Source organism: Rhizobium sp. N122, from assembly GCF_002211295.1.
Classification (GTDB): Bacteria; Pseudomonadota; Alphaproteobacteria; order Rhizobiales; family Rhizobiaceae; genus Rhizobium.
This window is the reverse complement of the sequence record NZ_LOKU01000015.1, coordinates 87,906-100,958: the sequence shown is the minus strand read 5'-3', so window position 1 is coordinate 100,958 and position 13,053 is coordinate 87,906. Positions and strand designations below refer to the sequence as shown.

Below are 13,053 nucleotides of genomic sequence, written 5' to 3'. Positions count from 1 at the left end.
TCAATGGAACGGCGGACGGAGACCCAGGCTCTCCCACGGGCTTGGTGTCCCAAAGGTGCAACGGTCTTCCATCCGCCACCGCAATAGGCAGTACTACGCCAATAGCGGGTAAAGGGAAGTTACAAGGCGCAGGACAGGCTCGACCGGCCTGCGGCATTTTCGCCGCAGCGGCGATTCTGCAATCCACCCCCTTGTGCATTGCACAAGCTCAATATATCTATCAATATTATAAGTATGCTTATAAATTAACGATCGCAGGTTTTCATGAGCGCCACGCCCACCCTCGGCTTCCTTCTCCACGACGTCGCACGGCTGCTGCGCAAGCGGTTCGAGCAACGCGCGAAGTGCCTTGGGCTGACCCGGTCGCAGTGGCAGACGCTGGCCTATCTTTCCAACAATGAAGGCATCCATCAAAGCGGCCTTGCCGAAACCCTCGAAGTCGAGCCGATCACGCTGGTGCGCATCCTCGATAAGCTCGCCGAACGCGGGCTGATCGAGCGCCGCCAGCACCCGACCGACCGGCGCATCTGGCTGCTCTACATGCGCGAGGAAGCGCATCCGCTGCTCGCCGAAATGCGCGAGCTTGGCGACACCACCCGTGCGGAAGCGCTGCAAAGCATTACGGCCGAGCAGCGCGAGCAGCTTTTCCACATCCTATCCGTAATGAAGACGAACCTGGTTCAGGCATGCCGGAGCCCGGTCGACGAGAATGAGACGAACGATGGCTGATCAATCCCCCCTCCGCGTCGTTGCCGACGCCAATGCCAAGACACCTGTCGAAGAAAACCAAGCCAAACAACAGGAAACGGTAGCCGAAGCGCCTTCATCCAATTCAGCGCCGGCTGCCGCCGTGGCTGCGCCTGGCGGCAATAAGGTCCGCCGCCGGCGCAGCCTCACGCGGCCGATCCTGTTTGCCCTGCTGCCGGTGGCCCTTGTCGTCGGCGGTTACTATTACGTCAATGGCGGCCAGGTGATGTCGACCGACAACGCCTATCTCCAGGCCGATATGGTCGGGCTGACCACCGACGTCTCGGGCATCGTCGAGAAGATCGACGTGCACGAGAACGAGGCTGTAAAGGCGGGGCAGGTGCTCTTCAGCCTGAGAGCCGATTCCTTCAAGATCGCGCTCGACGGCGCCAAGGCGCAGCTCGGCGTGCAGCGCAACCAGATCATGAATCTCAAGGCCAGCTATCAGCAGTCGCTGGCCGAGATCACCCAGGCGCAAGCCGATCTGCCTTATTACCAGGATCAGTTCGACCGGCAGCAGAACCTGGTCAACAACGGCAGCGCGACGCAATCGGCCTATGACGAGGCCAAGCATAATCTCGAGGCCGCCCGGCAGAAGGTGACCGTCGCCAAGGCGGAAGCCGCAACCACGCTTGCCCAGCTCGGCGGTTCAGCCGATCAGCCGATCGAGGAGAACCCGCTCTATCTGCAAGCCAAGTCGAATGTCGACAATGCCCAGCGCGAACTCGATCACAGCGTCGTCAAGGCGCCGTTCGATGGCATCGTCACCAATGTCAACGCGCTGCAGGTCGGTTCCTACCTGCAGGCCTCGCAGCAGGCCTTCTCGCTCGTTGCCACCGATCATCTGTGGATCGCCGCCAGCCCGAAGGAAACCGAACTTACCTATGTCAAGCCGGGCCAGACCGCCGAGATCTACGTCGACACCTATCCCGGCGTGATGTGGAAGGGCAAGGTCGAGAGCATCAGCCCGGCCTCCGGCTCCAGCTTTTCGCTGCTGCCGGCGCAGAATACCACGGGCAACTGGGTGAAGGTGGTCCAGCGCATTCCGATGCGCGTCAGCATCGAGGATACCGAGGGCAAGCCGCCGCTTCGCGTCGGCATGAGCACGGTCGTCGATGTCGAGACCGGCCACGCCCGCGGCCTGCCCGATTTCGTCAACAAGCTTCTGGGCCGGCCTCAGGGCGGGGATGATGAGTAACGCTTCCGCTACCCCGGTCGCCAATCGCGGCGCAATCACGGCCTGCGTCATTCTCGCCGTCATCATGCAGGCGCTGGACACGACGATCGCCAATGTGGCGCTGCCCTATATCCAGGGCAGCGTGTCGGCCTCCGCCGACCAGATCAACTGGGTCCTGACCTCCTACATCGTCGCGGCGGCGATCATGACGCCGCCGTCCGGCTTCCTTGCCGCCAAGTTCGGCCGCAAGCGCGTGCTGCTCGTCGCCATCGCCGGCTTCGTGGCTGCCTCGGTGCTCTGCGGCCTGGCACAATCGCTGAACCAGATCGTCGCCTTCCGTCTGCTGCAGGGCCTGTTCGGCGCATCATTGGTGCCGCTTTCCCAGGGCATTCTCCTCGACATCTATACGGTCGAGGAACGCGGCTCGGCCATGGCCCTCTTCGGCGTCTCGGTCATGGTCGGGCCGGTCCTCGGGCCGGTTATCGGCGGCTGGCTGACCGACAACATCAGCTGGCGCTGGGTGTTCTACATCAACGTGCCGATCGGCGCGCTTGCCTTTGCCGGTATCGTCGTCTTCGTTTCGGAGACGAAGCGGGATGCGCTCGCTAAGCTGGATTGGTTCGGCTTCGGGATGATGAGCCTGTTCATCGCCTCGCTGCAGCTCTTCCTCGATCGCGGTGAGCAGCTCGACTGGTTCTCCTCCGGTGAGATCATGCTGGAAGCGATCATCTGCGCTGCCGCCTTCTATCTGCTTCTGGTGCATACGCTGACGGCGGAGAAATCCTTCGTCAATCCGAAGCTGTTCCTCGACCAGAATTTTTCGATCAGCATGGTCTTCATCTTCGTGATCGGCATTACCTATCTCGCCTCGCTGGCGCTGATGACGCCCTATCTGCAGACGCTGATGGGCTATCCGGTCATTACCGCCGGCATCGTCATGGGGCCGCGCGGGCTCGGCACCATGCTCTGCATGTTCATCGTCGGGCGGCTGGTCGGCAAAGTCGATACGCGCGCGTTGCTGGCGCTGGGCCTCGGGCTCACCGCATGGGCGATGTACGACATGACCGGCTGGACACCCGACGTCTCGCAATGGACGATCGTCTCGGTCGGCTTCATCCAGGGCGCCGGTCTCGGCTTTCTGTTCGTGCCGCTGACGACGATCGCTTTTTCGACGCTGCCAGCCCATATGCGCGGCGACGGCACCGGCCTCTACAACCTGTCGCGCAACATCGGCTCGGCGGTCGGCATCTCGATCGTTTCGGCGCTGATCGTCGAGAACACGCAGAGCAATCATGAATCGATTGCGGCCTATGTGACGCCGTTCAACCACGCCTTCAACGCGGTGGCGGCGCAGGGGCTCAGCCCGGTGACGGCGGCGGGGCGCGCTTCGCTCAACGAGATCATCACGCTGCAATCGACGATCATCGCCTACATGGACGATTTCAAGCTCTTGATGCTGATGTCACTCGCGGTCATTCCGCTGGTGCTCTTGCTGCGCAAGCCGAAGGCGGCGCCCGCCGTCGATCATAGCGCCGTCATGGAATAGGCTCTGGACTTTCACGCAATTCCGGACGCAAACCGCTGCACACTTTTGGTGGAATTGCTTAACGGAACGGCTTGCTGAGATAACGCGATCCCTGAATGCCGAAGCGCCATGGTGCTTCGGCATTTTTGGTGATGCCGATACGTTTTCCCGAGACGACAGGCACCGGCGCGGACGGCGTCAGCGCATAGGGCGGGCGGTCGAGCAGCCTGTCGTTGATCTCGATATCGATGCCGAGCGCCTGGCAAAGTTTGCCGGGGCCGCTGCAAAGCGCGGTCAGCCTGTCGGTGCCGCGCCGCTCCATCATCTGCGGGATTCCGGCTTCCGGCTCAAGGGCGCGGATGAGCACGGCCGAGCCCGGGTGGCAGACGAAATTCAGGCACCAGTACATGCCGTAAATGCGGTAGATGTAGACATTGCCGGGCCGGCCGTACATGGCGCCGTTGCGTTTGGTCGGGCCACGGAAACTGTGCGAGGCCTCGTCATCGGGAAAATAGGCTTCCGTCTCGGTGATGCGGCCGCCGGCGCCGCCGATCGTGAGATGGCAGCCGAGCAGGTCACGGGCAACGGCGATCGCGTCGCGCTCGAAAAACGCCCTGAGGCTTTCGCCATTAAGCGCGCCGGCGCCGATCGCGCCCGATATCATTCCACTCTCGGTCATGGCCGATGCAGATAACATCCCGGGCATCCGCGGTCATCCCGAAACCGCTTCATGCTTTGGGCCCACCCGTGTCAGCGGCCGGTATTCGGATCGCGCATCGGGATCGAGGATGATGTGACCGAGACCGCGTCACTCGCCGGGAAGGAATCCTCCAGGCCTTCCTGCAGCTCCTCTTCCAGCAAGGCCGGATCCTTGCCGCGCGCGCCGTCGTTATGGGCAGGTTCGATTGCTGCCGCAAGCAGGAGATTCGCTCGCAGCACGGCGTTTTCCGGGGTCAGTTCGGGCGTGCTTCGCAACGTCACGGCAATGCTGTCTTCGCCTTCGCCGCCGAATTCGACAACGAAGCCGTCTTCCGTCTGGTAGACGGTGATATCGTTGAGTGCCATGGCCGCTCTCCCCAAACGCTCATATTAGCAAAGCGCGTTTTCCGAATTTTGTCGAGCGAAGACCGTCACCAGCCAGTCGATGAAGACGCGTACGCGCGGCGAAAGCTGGCGGTTGCGGGGGTAGAGCACCGAGACCGATGTCGGGGTCGGCGGAAAATCCTCAAGCACATGGATCAGCGTTCCCTCGGCAAGATCTTTTGCGGCGTGATAACGCGGGATCTGGATCAGGCCCAGGCCCATCCTTGCTGCGGAAATGTAGCTTTCGGCGGCGTTGACCGTGATGGTGGCGGGAACGGTGACTTCGTGCACAGCGCCGTCGACGATGAATTCGAGCGGCAACAGGCTGCCGGTGCCGCTGGAGCGGAAGCCGACCATGCGGTGGCCGGTCAGCCGGTCGGGATGCTGTGGCAGGCCATGGGCGGCGATATAATCGGGTGAGGCGAGGGTGATCTCGTCGAGCATGGCGACACGCCTGATGATCATGTCGCTATCCCCGGGCGTGCCGGCGCGCAGCACGCAGTCGATGCCTTCGCGCACCAGATCGACCAGCCGATCGCCTTCGCTCATGTAGAATTCGATCTCCGGGTAGGTCCGGAGAAAAGACGGCAGGCTCGGCAGCACGAAATGGCGGGCGAGCGTGCCGTGCACATCGACGCGCAGCAGGCCCTTGGGCCTGGCGCCGGCAAAGGCGCCTTCGGCGTCCTCGATATCGGCGAGGATCGACAGGCAGCGCTGGTAATAGACTTCGCCGTCCAGCGTCGGGCTGACATGGCGCGTCGTGCGCTGGAGCAGGCGCACGCCGAGACGGCCCTCGAGCCGCTTCACTGCATCGGTGACGGTCGAGCGCGGCAGGCCGGTGTCTTCGGCGGCAAGGGTGAAGCTGCGACGCTCCACGACGCGGCAAAACACCCGCATGGCATCGAATCTGTCCATCTATTTGTTCGCCATTCCCGGATAGTGATGCCGAAGAATGCCAGATTATCCGTGAGACGAAAAGGCGCATCTTCTCCTCATCGAAACCCGATCAAGGAGAACGACAATGGCTTCCCACGAAAACGGCAAGATTGCCTTGGTCACCGGTGCTTCCCGCGGCATCGGCGCGGCCGTCGCCAAGCGCCTCGCCAAGGACGGTTTCACCGTGATCATCAATTATTCCAGCAATGCGGCCCCGGCCGAGGAGCTCGCCCGGGCGATCGAGCAGGCCGGCGGCAAGGCGCTGACCGAGCAAGCCGATGTCAGCGACGCGCAGGCCGTCCACCGCATGTTCGATGCCGCGGAAACGGCCGTTGGCGGTATCGACGTTCTCGTCAACAATGCCGGCATCATGATGCTCTCCTCGCTCGCCGAGGCTGACGATGCCAATTTCGACCGCCAGATCGCCGTCAATCTCAAGGGCACCTTCAATACGCTGAGAGAAGCGGCCAGACGCCTGCGCGACGGCGGCCGGGTCGTCAACCTCTCGACCTCGGTGGTCGGGCTGAAGCTGGAAACCTACGGCGTCTATGCCGCCACCAAGGCTGCCGTGGAAATGTTGACGGCGATCATGGCCAAGGAGATGCGCGGCCGCAACATCACCGTCAACGCCATCGCGCCCGGCCCTGTCGCCACCGATCTTTTCCTCAACGGCAAATCGGAGGAACTCGTGGCCCGCATGGCGAAGATGAATCCGCTGGAGCGCCTCGGCTCGCCTGAAGACATTGCCGCCGCAGTGGCCTTCCTCGCCGGCCCGGACGGCGGCTGGATCAATGGTCAGACGCTGCGCGCCAATGGCGGCCTGATCTGACGGGGGCCGTGCTCGCAATTATGTGAACGGGCTTGCGGAATTTTCCCTTACAATCCTGCGGAGAGTGCCTATATCTGTCTTATCGCGAAAGAGTGGAATTCCCTGCCGCTCTTTCCCGAATCTCCACAGCCTGCCGTGCCCTTCCTGCGGTGCGACAGGCTTGATGTTCAAAGTTGCACATTGCGGTCCGTTGAAGGTTCCCCCTGCCTTCCGGGCCGTTTTCTTTTGGCGCTCAGAAGTCGTTCAGTCTCGCCTCTACCAGAAGCTTGACCAGCCAGTCGACAAAGACGCGCACCTTGTTGCTGAGGTGGCGGTTCGGGGGGTAGACGACGTAGAGCGGCAGCGGATCGCGGCGCCAGTCCGGGAGCACGCGGACGAGTTCACCCTTTGCCATCGGCTCGCGCGCCATGAAGATCGGCACCTGCGCGATGCCGAGACCCGTCAGCGCAGCCGTCAGATAAGTGCGGCTATCGTTGACCGAGGCGATGTAACGCGGATTGGTCTCGATCACCTCGTTGTGCCGGCGAAATTCGAATGGCAACGTTCGGTTGTTTTGGGCGCGGAAATAGTTGACGGAGTAATGATCGGCCTCCAGCTCCTCCGGCCGCTCGGGCATGCCGAATTTCTCGATATAACCCGGCGAAGCGCAGGTGATCATCTCGACTTCGGAGACACGTCGCGCGATCAGCGACTGGTCGGCCGGGGTGCCGCCCCGCAGCGCGCAGTCGACATTTTCCGCAAGATAATCGACCGTGCGGTCGCCGACGCCGAGGTCGATGCGGATATCGGGATAACGCTGATAAAAATCGCAGAGGGCGGGAACGACGATCCAATCGGCGAAAGCACCGGCCATTTCGACGCGCAGCCGCCCGCTCGGCAGGCTCTGCGAATTGGAGAGGCTGCCGTCGAGTTCCTCCAGCTCCGAAATGATCTGAGCGGCCCGCTCGTAATAGAGTGCGCCATCCGTGGTCACCATGACCCGGCGCGTCGTACGATTCAAAAGCTTGGTGCGCAGATGCGCCTCCAGGCCCTGGATGAGATTGGTGACCGTCGCCTTGGGCATGGCGAGCATGTCGGCGGCGCGGGTGAAATTGCCCGTCTCCACTACGCGGATGAAGACGCGCATTGCCGAGAGCTGATCCATCGGTTTGAAATCCGCAGTTTGCGTTGCAACATTGTTCGAGATCTGGAACAGTGTAATCGCGATATCGCTTCTTATTCCCTGATTGGAATAACAATATCTTTTTTGTGCAAAATGCAAGCGGCAGGCGTTGTCCGCTTGTGGCTGGTGCAAAGAGACCGAAGCATGACGGTGGAATGGAAAGATATGATGCTGGATAAGGTGGCCATCGGCCCCGTTTCCGCACGCATCTACCAGGGCGCCGATTACGGCAAGGGTCCGCCCATCGTGCTTTACCTCCATGGCGGCGCTTTTCTCGACAGCGAGACGAATATCGACCGGCCGGTGGCGATCAGCCTCGCCAAATCAGGCGCCATCGTCGCCGCCGTCGACTACAGCAGCCTGTCCGGCAACCTGTTTCCGAAGGCGCTGGAAGTTTCCTTCTCAGTTCTCAGCTATCTCGCCAACAAGCGCGCCGCCGGTCTTGGCGACCGCAAGTCGCTGCTCTTCGTCGCCGCCGGCGTGGCGCTGAAGGCCCGCGACCAGATGCCGGATGCGCTCGACGGCCAGGTCTTGATTTCGCCGCTGCTCGATCCCTTCATGGGCACGTCCTCGATCCGCAAGGCCGACGCGATCGGCATGCGTCAGCGCTGGACGGAGGGCTGGAGCCATTACCTCAGCGGGGGCGGCTGCCACCCTTATGCGGCGCCCTGTCTCTGTTCGCGTCTTTCCGGCGTCGCGCCGGCATTGATCTTCACCGCCGAGGACGATCCTCTGCATGATGAAACACTCGGTTACGGTGCCCGCCTGAAACAGGCCGGCGTCGGTGTGCGCCAGCACGTCCTTCCCGCCGGGACGGGCTGGCCCTCGATTTATGGTGGGAAATCCGAAGGCGTGCCCGAATGGCAGGGGCATGTCAGCCGCCATTTCGGAAGCTTCCTTCGAGATGTAGGCGTCCAACCGCAATTGCATTGATCTGATATTTCGGCGGCTTGGGGCCGCAAGGAGAGTACTGATGACGTCCAGAAGTAAGCGCTGGGCCCTGGTGGGCGCCGGCATGGGCCTTGTTGCGTCGGTTTCAGGCGCCGCACTGTTTTTCGAACTGCCGATGAGCACAACCGCCACGGCCGCGTCCGCCCCGGCGCAGCCGCCTGCCATGCCGGTGACGGTTGCCGTCGTCGCGGCGCGTGACGTGACGGCCTGGGAAAGTTTCTCCGGCCGTCTCGAAGCCGTCGACCGTGTCCAGGTTCGTTCCCGCGTCGCCGGCGCCATCCTGTCGGTGGCCTTCCGCGAAGGGGCGCTGGTCAAGCAGGGCGACCTGCTCTTCACCATCGACCCCGCTCCTTACCAGGCGAGTGTGGCGCAGGCGCAGGGCCAGGTCGCTTCGGCCGAAGCCAAGGTCAGCCTGGCGCAGACCGAGCTCGATCGCGGCCGCAGGCTTTCCGACAATCGCACCATCTCCCAGAGCGATCTCGACCAGCGCCAGAGCGCGCTGGCCGAGGCGCAGGCGGGACTGCGTTCGGCGCAGGCCGCGCTGCAGTCGGCCCAGCTCGATCTCGATTACACCGAGGTGCGGGCGCCGGTGTCCGGCCGCATCGGCAAGATCGAAGTGACTGCCGGTAACCTGGTGGCGGCCGGCTCGACTTCGCCTGAACTGACGACGCTCGTTTCGGTCGATCCGATCTATGCGAGCTTCAATGCCAGCGAAGAAATGGTGACGCGTGCCCTTGCCCAGCTTCCGCAGACCGACAGCGCCCTGCCGCCGGTCGAGCAGATCCCAGTCGAGGTCGGCACGCTGGCCGACAGCGGCACACCGATCAAAGGCAGGCTGCAACTGATCGACAACGAGGTCGATGCCGCAAGCGGCACGATCGGCGTGCGCGCCGTCTTCGACAATCCGGGCGGGCGTCTGATCCCCGGCCAGTTTGTGCGGGTGCGCATGGGCCAGCCGAAGGCCGAGAACAAGATCGTCATCAGCGACCGTGCGGTCGGCACGGACCAGGACAAGAAGTTCGTCTTCGTCGTCGACGGCGAAAACAAGGTCGCCTACCGGCAGGTCCAGCTCGGCACACTGGCCGACGGCCAGCGGGTGGTCGAAAGCGGCCTGAGCGCCGGCGAGAAGATCGTCGTCAACGGTCTGCAGCGCATTCGTCCGGGCGCCGTCGTCATCCCGCAGATGGAAGAGAAGGTCGCGACCGCTCAGTAAGATTTCGCCCTCCCTGGGGGCAAGGCGATGCCTCGCCCGGGGAGGGCCCATGCCCGAAATGATATGACCTGTCGGTGGCCCCCAAGCCGCCGGAGAGGGACGTTGCATCCATGTTCACCCGGAGAGGGCTTTGAAATGAACATCTCCAGATTCTTTGTCGACCGCCCGGTCTTTGCCGGCGTTCTTTCAGTCCTCATCGTGGTTGCCGGCCTGATCGGTCTGCGCGCGCTGCCGATTTCCGAATATCCGGAGGTCGTGCCGCCGTCGATCGTCGTGCGCGCCACCTATCCCGGCGCCAACCCGTCCGTCATCGCCGAAACGGTGGCGACGCCGCTTGAGGAGCAGATCAACGGTGTCGAAGGCATGCTTTACATGGCCAGCCAGGCGACATCCGACGGTGTGCTCAACGTCACCGTCACCTTCAAACTCGGCACCGATCCTGACAAGGCACAGCAGCTCGTGCAGAACCGCGTTTCGCAAGCCGAACCGCGCCTGCCGGCGGAAGTCCGCGCACTCGGCATCACCACAGTCAAAAGTTCGCCCAACTTCATCATGGTGGTGAACCTCGTCTCCGACGGGGACAATCACGACATCACCTATCTGCGCAACTACGCGACCTTGAACGTCAAGGATCGTCTCGCCCGTATTGCAGGCGTCGGTCAGGTACAGGTCTTCGGCGCAGGCGACTATTCCATGCGTGTCTGGATCGACCCGCAGAAGGCCGCCGAGCACAATCTCGCCGCCAGCGACATCAGCAACGCGATCAGCTCCCAGAACATCCAGGCCGCTGCCGGCATCATCGGCGCGTCGCCGAGCCAGCCGGGCGTGGATCTGCAGCTCAACGTCAATGCCCAGGGCCGCCTGCGCACGCCCGAGGAGTTCGGCAACATCATCGTCAAGACGGGCGCCAGCGGCGAGATCACCCGCCTTCGCGATGTCGCCCGCATCGAGCTCGGCGCTGCGGATTACACCCTGCGTTCGCTGCTCGACGGCAAGCCGGCCGTTGCGGTTGCCGTGCTTCAGGCGCCCGGTTCGAACGCGATCGAGATCGCCGACAATGTAAACGCGACCATGAACCAGTTGCAGCTCGCCATGCCCGAGGGCGTGAAATACGAGATCGTTTACGATACGACGAAATTCGTGCGTGCCTCGATCGAGAAGGTCATCGACACGCTGCTCGAAGCCATTGCGCTGGTTGTTCTCGTCGTCATCCTGTTCCTGCAGACGTGGCGCGCCTCGATCATCCCGCTGATCGCGGTTCCGGTGTCGATCATCGGCACCTTCGCGGTCATGTATGTCTTCGGCTTCTCGATCAACGCGCTCAGCCTGTTCGGGCTGGTGCTGGCGATCGGTATCGTCGTCGACGACGCGATTGTCGTCGTCGAAAACGTCGAGCGCAATATCGAGCAAGGCTTGTCGCCGCGGGCCGCCACCTACAAGGCGATGAAGGAAGTCTCCGGTCCGATCGTCGCGATCGCGCTAGTCCTCGTCGCGGTCTTCGTGCCGCTCGCCTTCATCTCCGGCCTGTCGGGCCAGTTCTATCGCCAGTTCGCGCTGACGATCGCAATCTCGACCGTCATCTCGGCCTTCAACTCGCTCACTCTGTCCCCGGCGCTGGCCGCCCTTCTGCTGAAGGGCCATCATCAGCCGAAGGACTGGCTGACGCGGTTCATGGACGCCATCTTCGGCTGGTTCTTCCGCGGCTTCAACCGGGTCTTCGGCGCCGGCTCGAATGCCTACGGCAAGGGCGTGGGCGGATTGCTGTCGCGCAAGAGCATCGTCATGGTGATCTACCTAGCGCTGGTCGGTGCGACCTACAGCCTGTTCAGCACCGTGCCCGGCGGCTTCGTGCCGTCACAGGACAAGCAGTATCTGATCGGCTTCGCCCAGTTGCCGGATGCTGCAAGCCTCGACCGTACCGAAGACGTCATCAAGCGCATGACCGACATCGCGCTGGCGCAGCCGGGCGTCGCCAATGCAATCGCCTTCCCGGGCCTTTCGATCAACGGCTTCACCAACTCGTCCAATGCCGGCATCGTCTTCGTGACGCTGAAGGATTTCAAGGAGCGCAAGACGCCGGATCTGTCGGGGGGCGCCATCGCCATGGCGCTGAACCAGAAATTCGCAGCCATCCAGGATGCCTTCATCGCCATGTTCCCGCCGCCGCCGGTCAATGGTCTCGGCACGACGGGTGGTTTCAAGCTGCAGATCGAAGATCGTGCCGGCCTCGGCAACCAGGCGCTCGACGAGGCGACCAAGGCCGTGCTTGCCAAGGCCTATCAGACGCCTGAGCTTGCCGGGCTGTTCTCCAGCTTCCAGATCAACGTGCCGCAGCTCTATGCCGATCTCGACCGCGCCAAGGCCGAGCAGCTCGGGGTTTCCGTCACTGACGTCTTCCAGACGCTGCAGATCTATCTCGGTTCGCTCTATGTGAACGACTTCAACGCCTTTGGCCGCACCTACAGCGTCCGGGTGCAGGCCGATGCGAAATTCCGCGCCCAGCCGGAAGATATCGGCCAGTTGAAGGTCCGTTCGGCGTCCGGTGAGATGATCCCGCTTTCGGCCCTCCTGAAGGTGGAGCCGAGCACCGGTCCGGAGCGTGCAAACCGCTACAACGGCTTCCTTGCCGCCGATATCAACGGCGGTCCGGCACCGGGCTTCTCGTCCGGCCAGGCGCAGGCTGCGATCGAGAAGATCCTGCACGAGACCCTGCCTGCGGGCATCGACTTCGAATGGACGGATCTGACCTATCAGCAGATCCTTGCCGGTAATTCGAGCGTTGTCGTCTTCCCGCTGGCGCTGCTGCTCGTCTTCCTGGTGCTGGCCGCCCAGTATGAAAGCCTGACGCTGCCGCTTGCGATCATCATGATCGTGCCGATGGGTGTGCTGGCCGCGCTGACAGGCGTCTGGCTCACGGGTGGAGACAACAATATCTTCACCCAGATCGGTCTCGTGGTGCTTGTCGGTCTATCGGCAAAGAACGCGATCCTGATCGTGGAGTTCGCCCGCGAACTGGAGTTCGAGGGACGGACGCCGCGGGAGGCTGCGATCGAGGCCAGCCGCCTTCGTCTTCGCCCGATCCTGATGACCTCGCTGGCCTTCATCATGGGTGTCGTGCCGCTCGTCGTCTCCACCGGCGCCGGCGCGGAGATGCGCGCGGCCATGGGTGTCGCGGTCTTCTCGGGCATGATCGGCGTGACCTTCTTCGGCATCTTCATGACGCCGGTGTTCTACGTGCTGCTGCGCCGGATGACGGGTAACCGCCCGCTGGTCCAGCACAAGCCGGACGAACACAAGGAAGAAGAGGCGGAGGTCATCCGGCTCGCGGCGGAATAAACGGAATTCAACCTTCCTTTGTCGAGTAAATCGGGCGGGAACTTCGGTTCTCGCCCGTATCGTTTTCGGGCGGATGCGTCATCAAAACGGTTGC

11 protein-coding genes are annotated in these 13,053 nt (G+C 62.7%); 7 read left to right on the top strand and 4 right to left on the bottom strand.

The features are described 5' to 3' along the window. The first annotated feature begins 264 nt into the window (after nucleotides 1–264). From ATY75_RS13835 to ATY75_RS13825, 3 genes are read left to right on the top strand one after another with little or no spacing between them, the layout of a single operon-like run. Nucleotides 265–729, top strand: a complete 465-nt coding sequence (locus tag ATY75_RS13835; RefSeq protein ID WP_088937980.1) for a MarR family transcriptional regulator — start codon at nucleotides 265–267, stop codon at nucleotides 727–729. Further along, nucleotides 722–1,945, top strand: a complete 1,224-nt coding sequence (locus ATY75_RS13830) for an HlyD family secretion protein (protein ID WP_088937979.1) — start codon at nucleotides 722–724, stop codon at nucleotides 1,943–1,945. The genes ATY75_RS13835 and ATY75_RS13830 overlap by 8 nt, the downstream gene beginning before the upstream one ends. Continuing rightward, a complete protein-coding gene (locus ATY75_RS13825; protein WP_088937978.1) occupies nucleotides 1,938–3,470 on the top strand; it encodes a DHA2 family efflux MFS transporter permease subunit in 1,533 nt (510 codons plus the stop codon). The genes ATY75_RS13830 and ATY75_RS13825 overlap by 8 nt, the downstream gene beginning before the upstream one ends. Nucleotides 3,471–3,528: 58 nt before the next feature. Here the strand turns inward: ATY75_RS13825 and ATY75_RS13820 are convergent, their stop codons facing one another. The 3 genes from ATY75_RS13820 to ATY75_RS13810 are packed head-to-tail and all read right to left on the bottom strand — an operon-like array spanning nucleotide 3,529 to nucleotide 5,447. After that, entirely contained in the window at nucleotides 3,529–4,146 is a 618-nt protein-coding gene (locus ATY75_RS13820; RefSeq protein ID WP_088937983.1) for a DNA-3-methyladenine glycosylase, read from the bottom strand. Between the two features lie 53 nt (nucleotides 4,147–4,199). Next, nucleotides 4,200–4,514, bottom strand: a complete 315-nt coding sequence (locus ATY75_RS13815; RefSeq protein WP_088937977.1) for a hypothetical protein — start codon at nucleotides 4,512–4,514, stop codon at nucleotides 4,200–4,202. A 24-nt stretch (nucleotides 4,515–4,538) separates the two neighbouring features. Further along, nucleotides 4,539–5,447, bottom strand: a complete 909-nt coding sequence (locus ATY75_RS13810; protein ID WP_088937976.1) for a LysR family transcriptional regulator — start codon at nucleotides 5,445–5,447, stop codon at nucleotides 4,539–4,541. A gap of 106 nt (nucleotides 5,448–5,553) precedes the next feature. Here ATY75_RS13810 and ATY75_RS13805 point away from each other — a divergent pair, with 106 nt between their 5' ends. Then, on the top strand, nucleotides 5,554–6,297 hold the full coding sequence (locus ATY75_RS13805; protein WP_088937975.1) for an SDR family oxidoreductase: 744 nt from the start codon (nucleotides 5,554–5,556) through the stop codon (nucleotides 6,295–6,297). A gap of 232 nt (nucleotides 6,298–6,529) precedes the next feature. Here ATY75_RS13805 and ATY75_RS13800 read toward each other — a convergent pair whose 3' ends face one another. Next, nucleotides 6,530–7,441, bottom strand: a complete 912-nt coding sequence (locus tag ATY75_RS13800) for a LysR family transcriptional regulator (protein ID WP_088937974.1) — start codon at nucleotides 7,439–7,441, stop codon at nucleotides 6,530–6,532. A 162-nt stretch (nucleotides 7,442–7,603) separates the two neighbouring features. Here ATY75_RS13800 and ATY75_RS13795 point away from each other — a divergent pair, with 162 nt between their 5' ends. The 3 genes from ATY75_RS13795 to ATY75_RS13785 all read left to right on the top strand — a co-directional run bounded on the left by ATY75_RS13795 (nucleotide 7,604) and on the right by ATY75_RS13785 (nucleotide 12,959). Continuing rightward, nucleotides 7,604–8,392: an alpha/beta hydrolase gene (locus ATY75_RS13795; protein WP_088937973.1), complete on the top strand. Its 789-nt coding sequence runs from the start codon at nucleotides 7,604–7,606 to the stop codon at nucleotides 8,390–8,392. Between the two features lie 40 nt (nucleotides 8,393–8,432). Next, nucleotides 8,433–9,623 (top strand): efflux RND transporter periplasmic adaptor subunit, encoded by a 1,191-nt coding sequence (locus ATY75_RS13790; RefSeq protein WP_088937972.1) that lies wholly within the window; start codon nucleotides 8,433–8,435, stop codon nucleotides 9,621–9,623. A 135-nt stretch (nucleotides 9,624–9,758) separates the two neighbouring features. Then, the gene (locus ATY75_RS13785) at nucleotides 9,759–12,959 is read left to right on the top strand and encodes an efflux RND transporter permease subunit (protein WP_088937971.1); all 3,201 of its coding nucleotides are present in this window, start codon (nucleotides 9,759–9,761) and stop codon (nucleotides 12,957–12,959) included. Nucleotides 12,960–13,053 lie beyond the last annotated feature (94 nt).

Coding starts and splice junctions, on each gene's coding strand:
- ATY75_RS13785 (WP_088937971.1), top strand. CDS start 9,759: ATGAACATCTCCAGATTCTTTGTCGACCGCCCGGTCTTTGCCGGCGTT.
- ATY75_RS13805 (WP_088937975.1), top strand. CDS start 5,554: ATGGCTTCCCACGAAAACGGCAAGATTGCCTTGGTCACCGGTGCTTCC.
- ATY75_RS13830 (WP_088937979.1), top strand. CDS start 722: ATGGCTGATCAATCCCCCCTCCGCGTCGTTGCCGACGCCAATGCCAAG.
- ATY75_RS13820 (WP_088937983.1), bottom strand. CDS start 4,146: ATGTTATCTGCATCGGCCATGACCGAGAGTGGAATGATATCGGGCGCG.
- ATY75_RS13795 (WP_088937973.1), top strand. CDS start 7,604: ATGACGGTGGAATGGAAAGATATGATGCTGGATAAGGTGGCCATCGGC.
- ATY75_RS13790 (WP_088937972.1), top strand. CDS start 8,433: ATGACGTCCAGAAGTAAGCGCTGGGCCCTGGTGGGCGCCGGCATGGGC.
- ATY75_RS13815 (WP_088937977.1), bottom strand. CDS start 4,514: ATGGCACTCAACGATATCACCGTCTACCAGACGGAAGACGGCTTCGTT.
- ATY75_RS13810 (WP_088937976.1), bottom strand. CDS start 5,447: ATGGACAGATTCGATGCCATGCGGGTGTTTTGCCGCGTCGTGGAGCGT.
- ATY75_RS13800 (WP_088937974.1), bottom strand. CDS start 7,441: ATGGATCAGCTCTCGGCAATGCGCGTCTTCATCCGCGTAGTGGAGACG.
- ATY75_RS13835 (WP_088937980.1), top strand. CDS start 265: ATGAGCGCCACGCCCACCCTCGGCTTCCTTCTCCACGACGTCGCACGG.
- ATY75_RS13825 (WP_088937978.1), top strand. CDS start 1,938: ATGAGTAACGCTTCCGCTACCCCGGTCGCCAATCGCGGCGCAATCACG.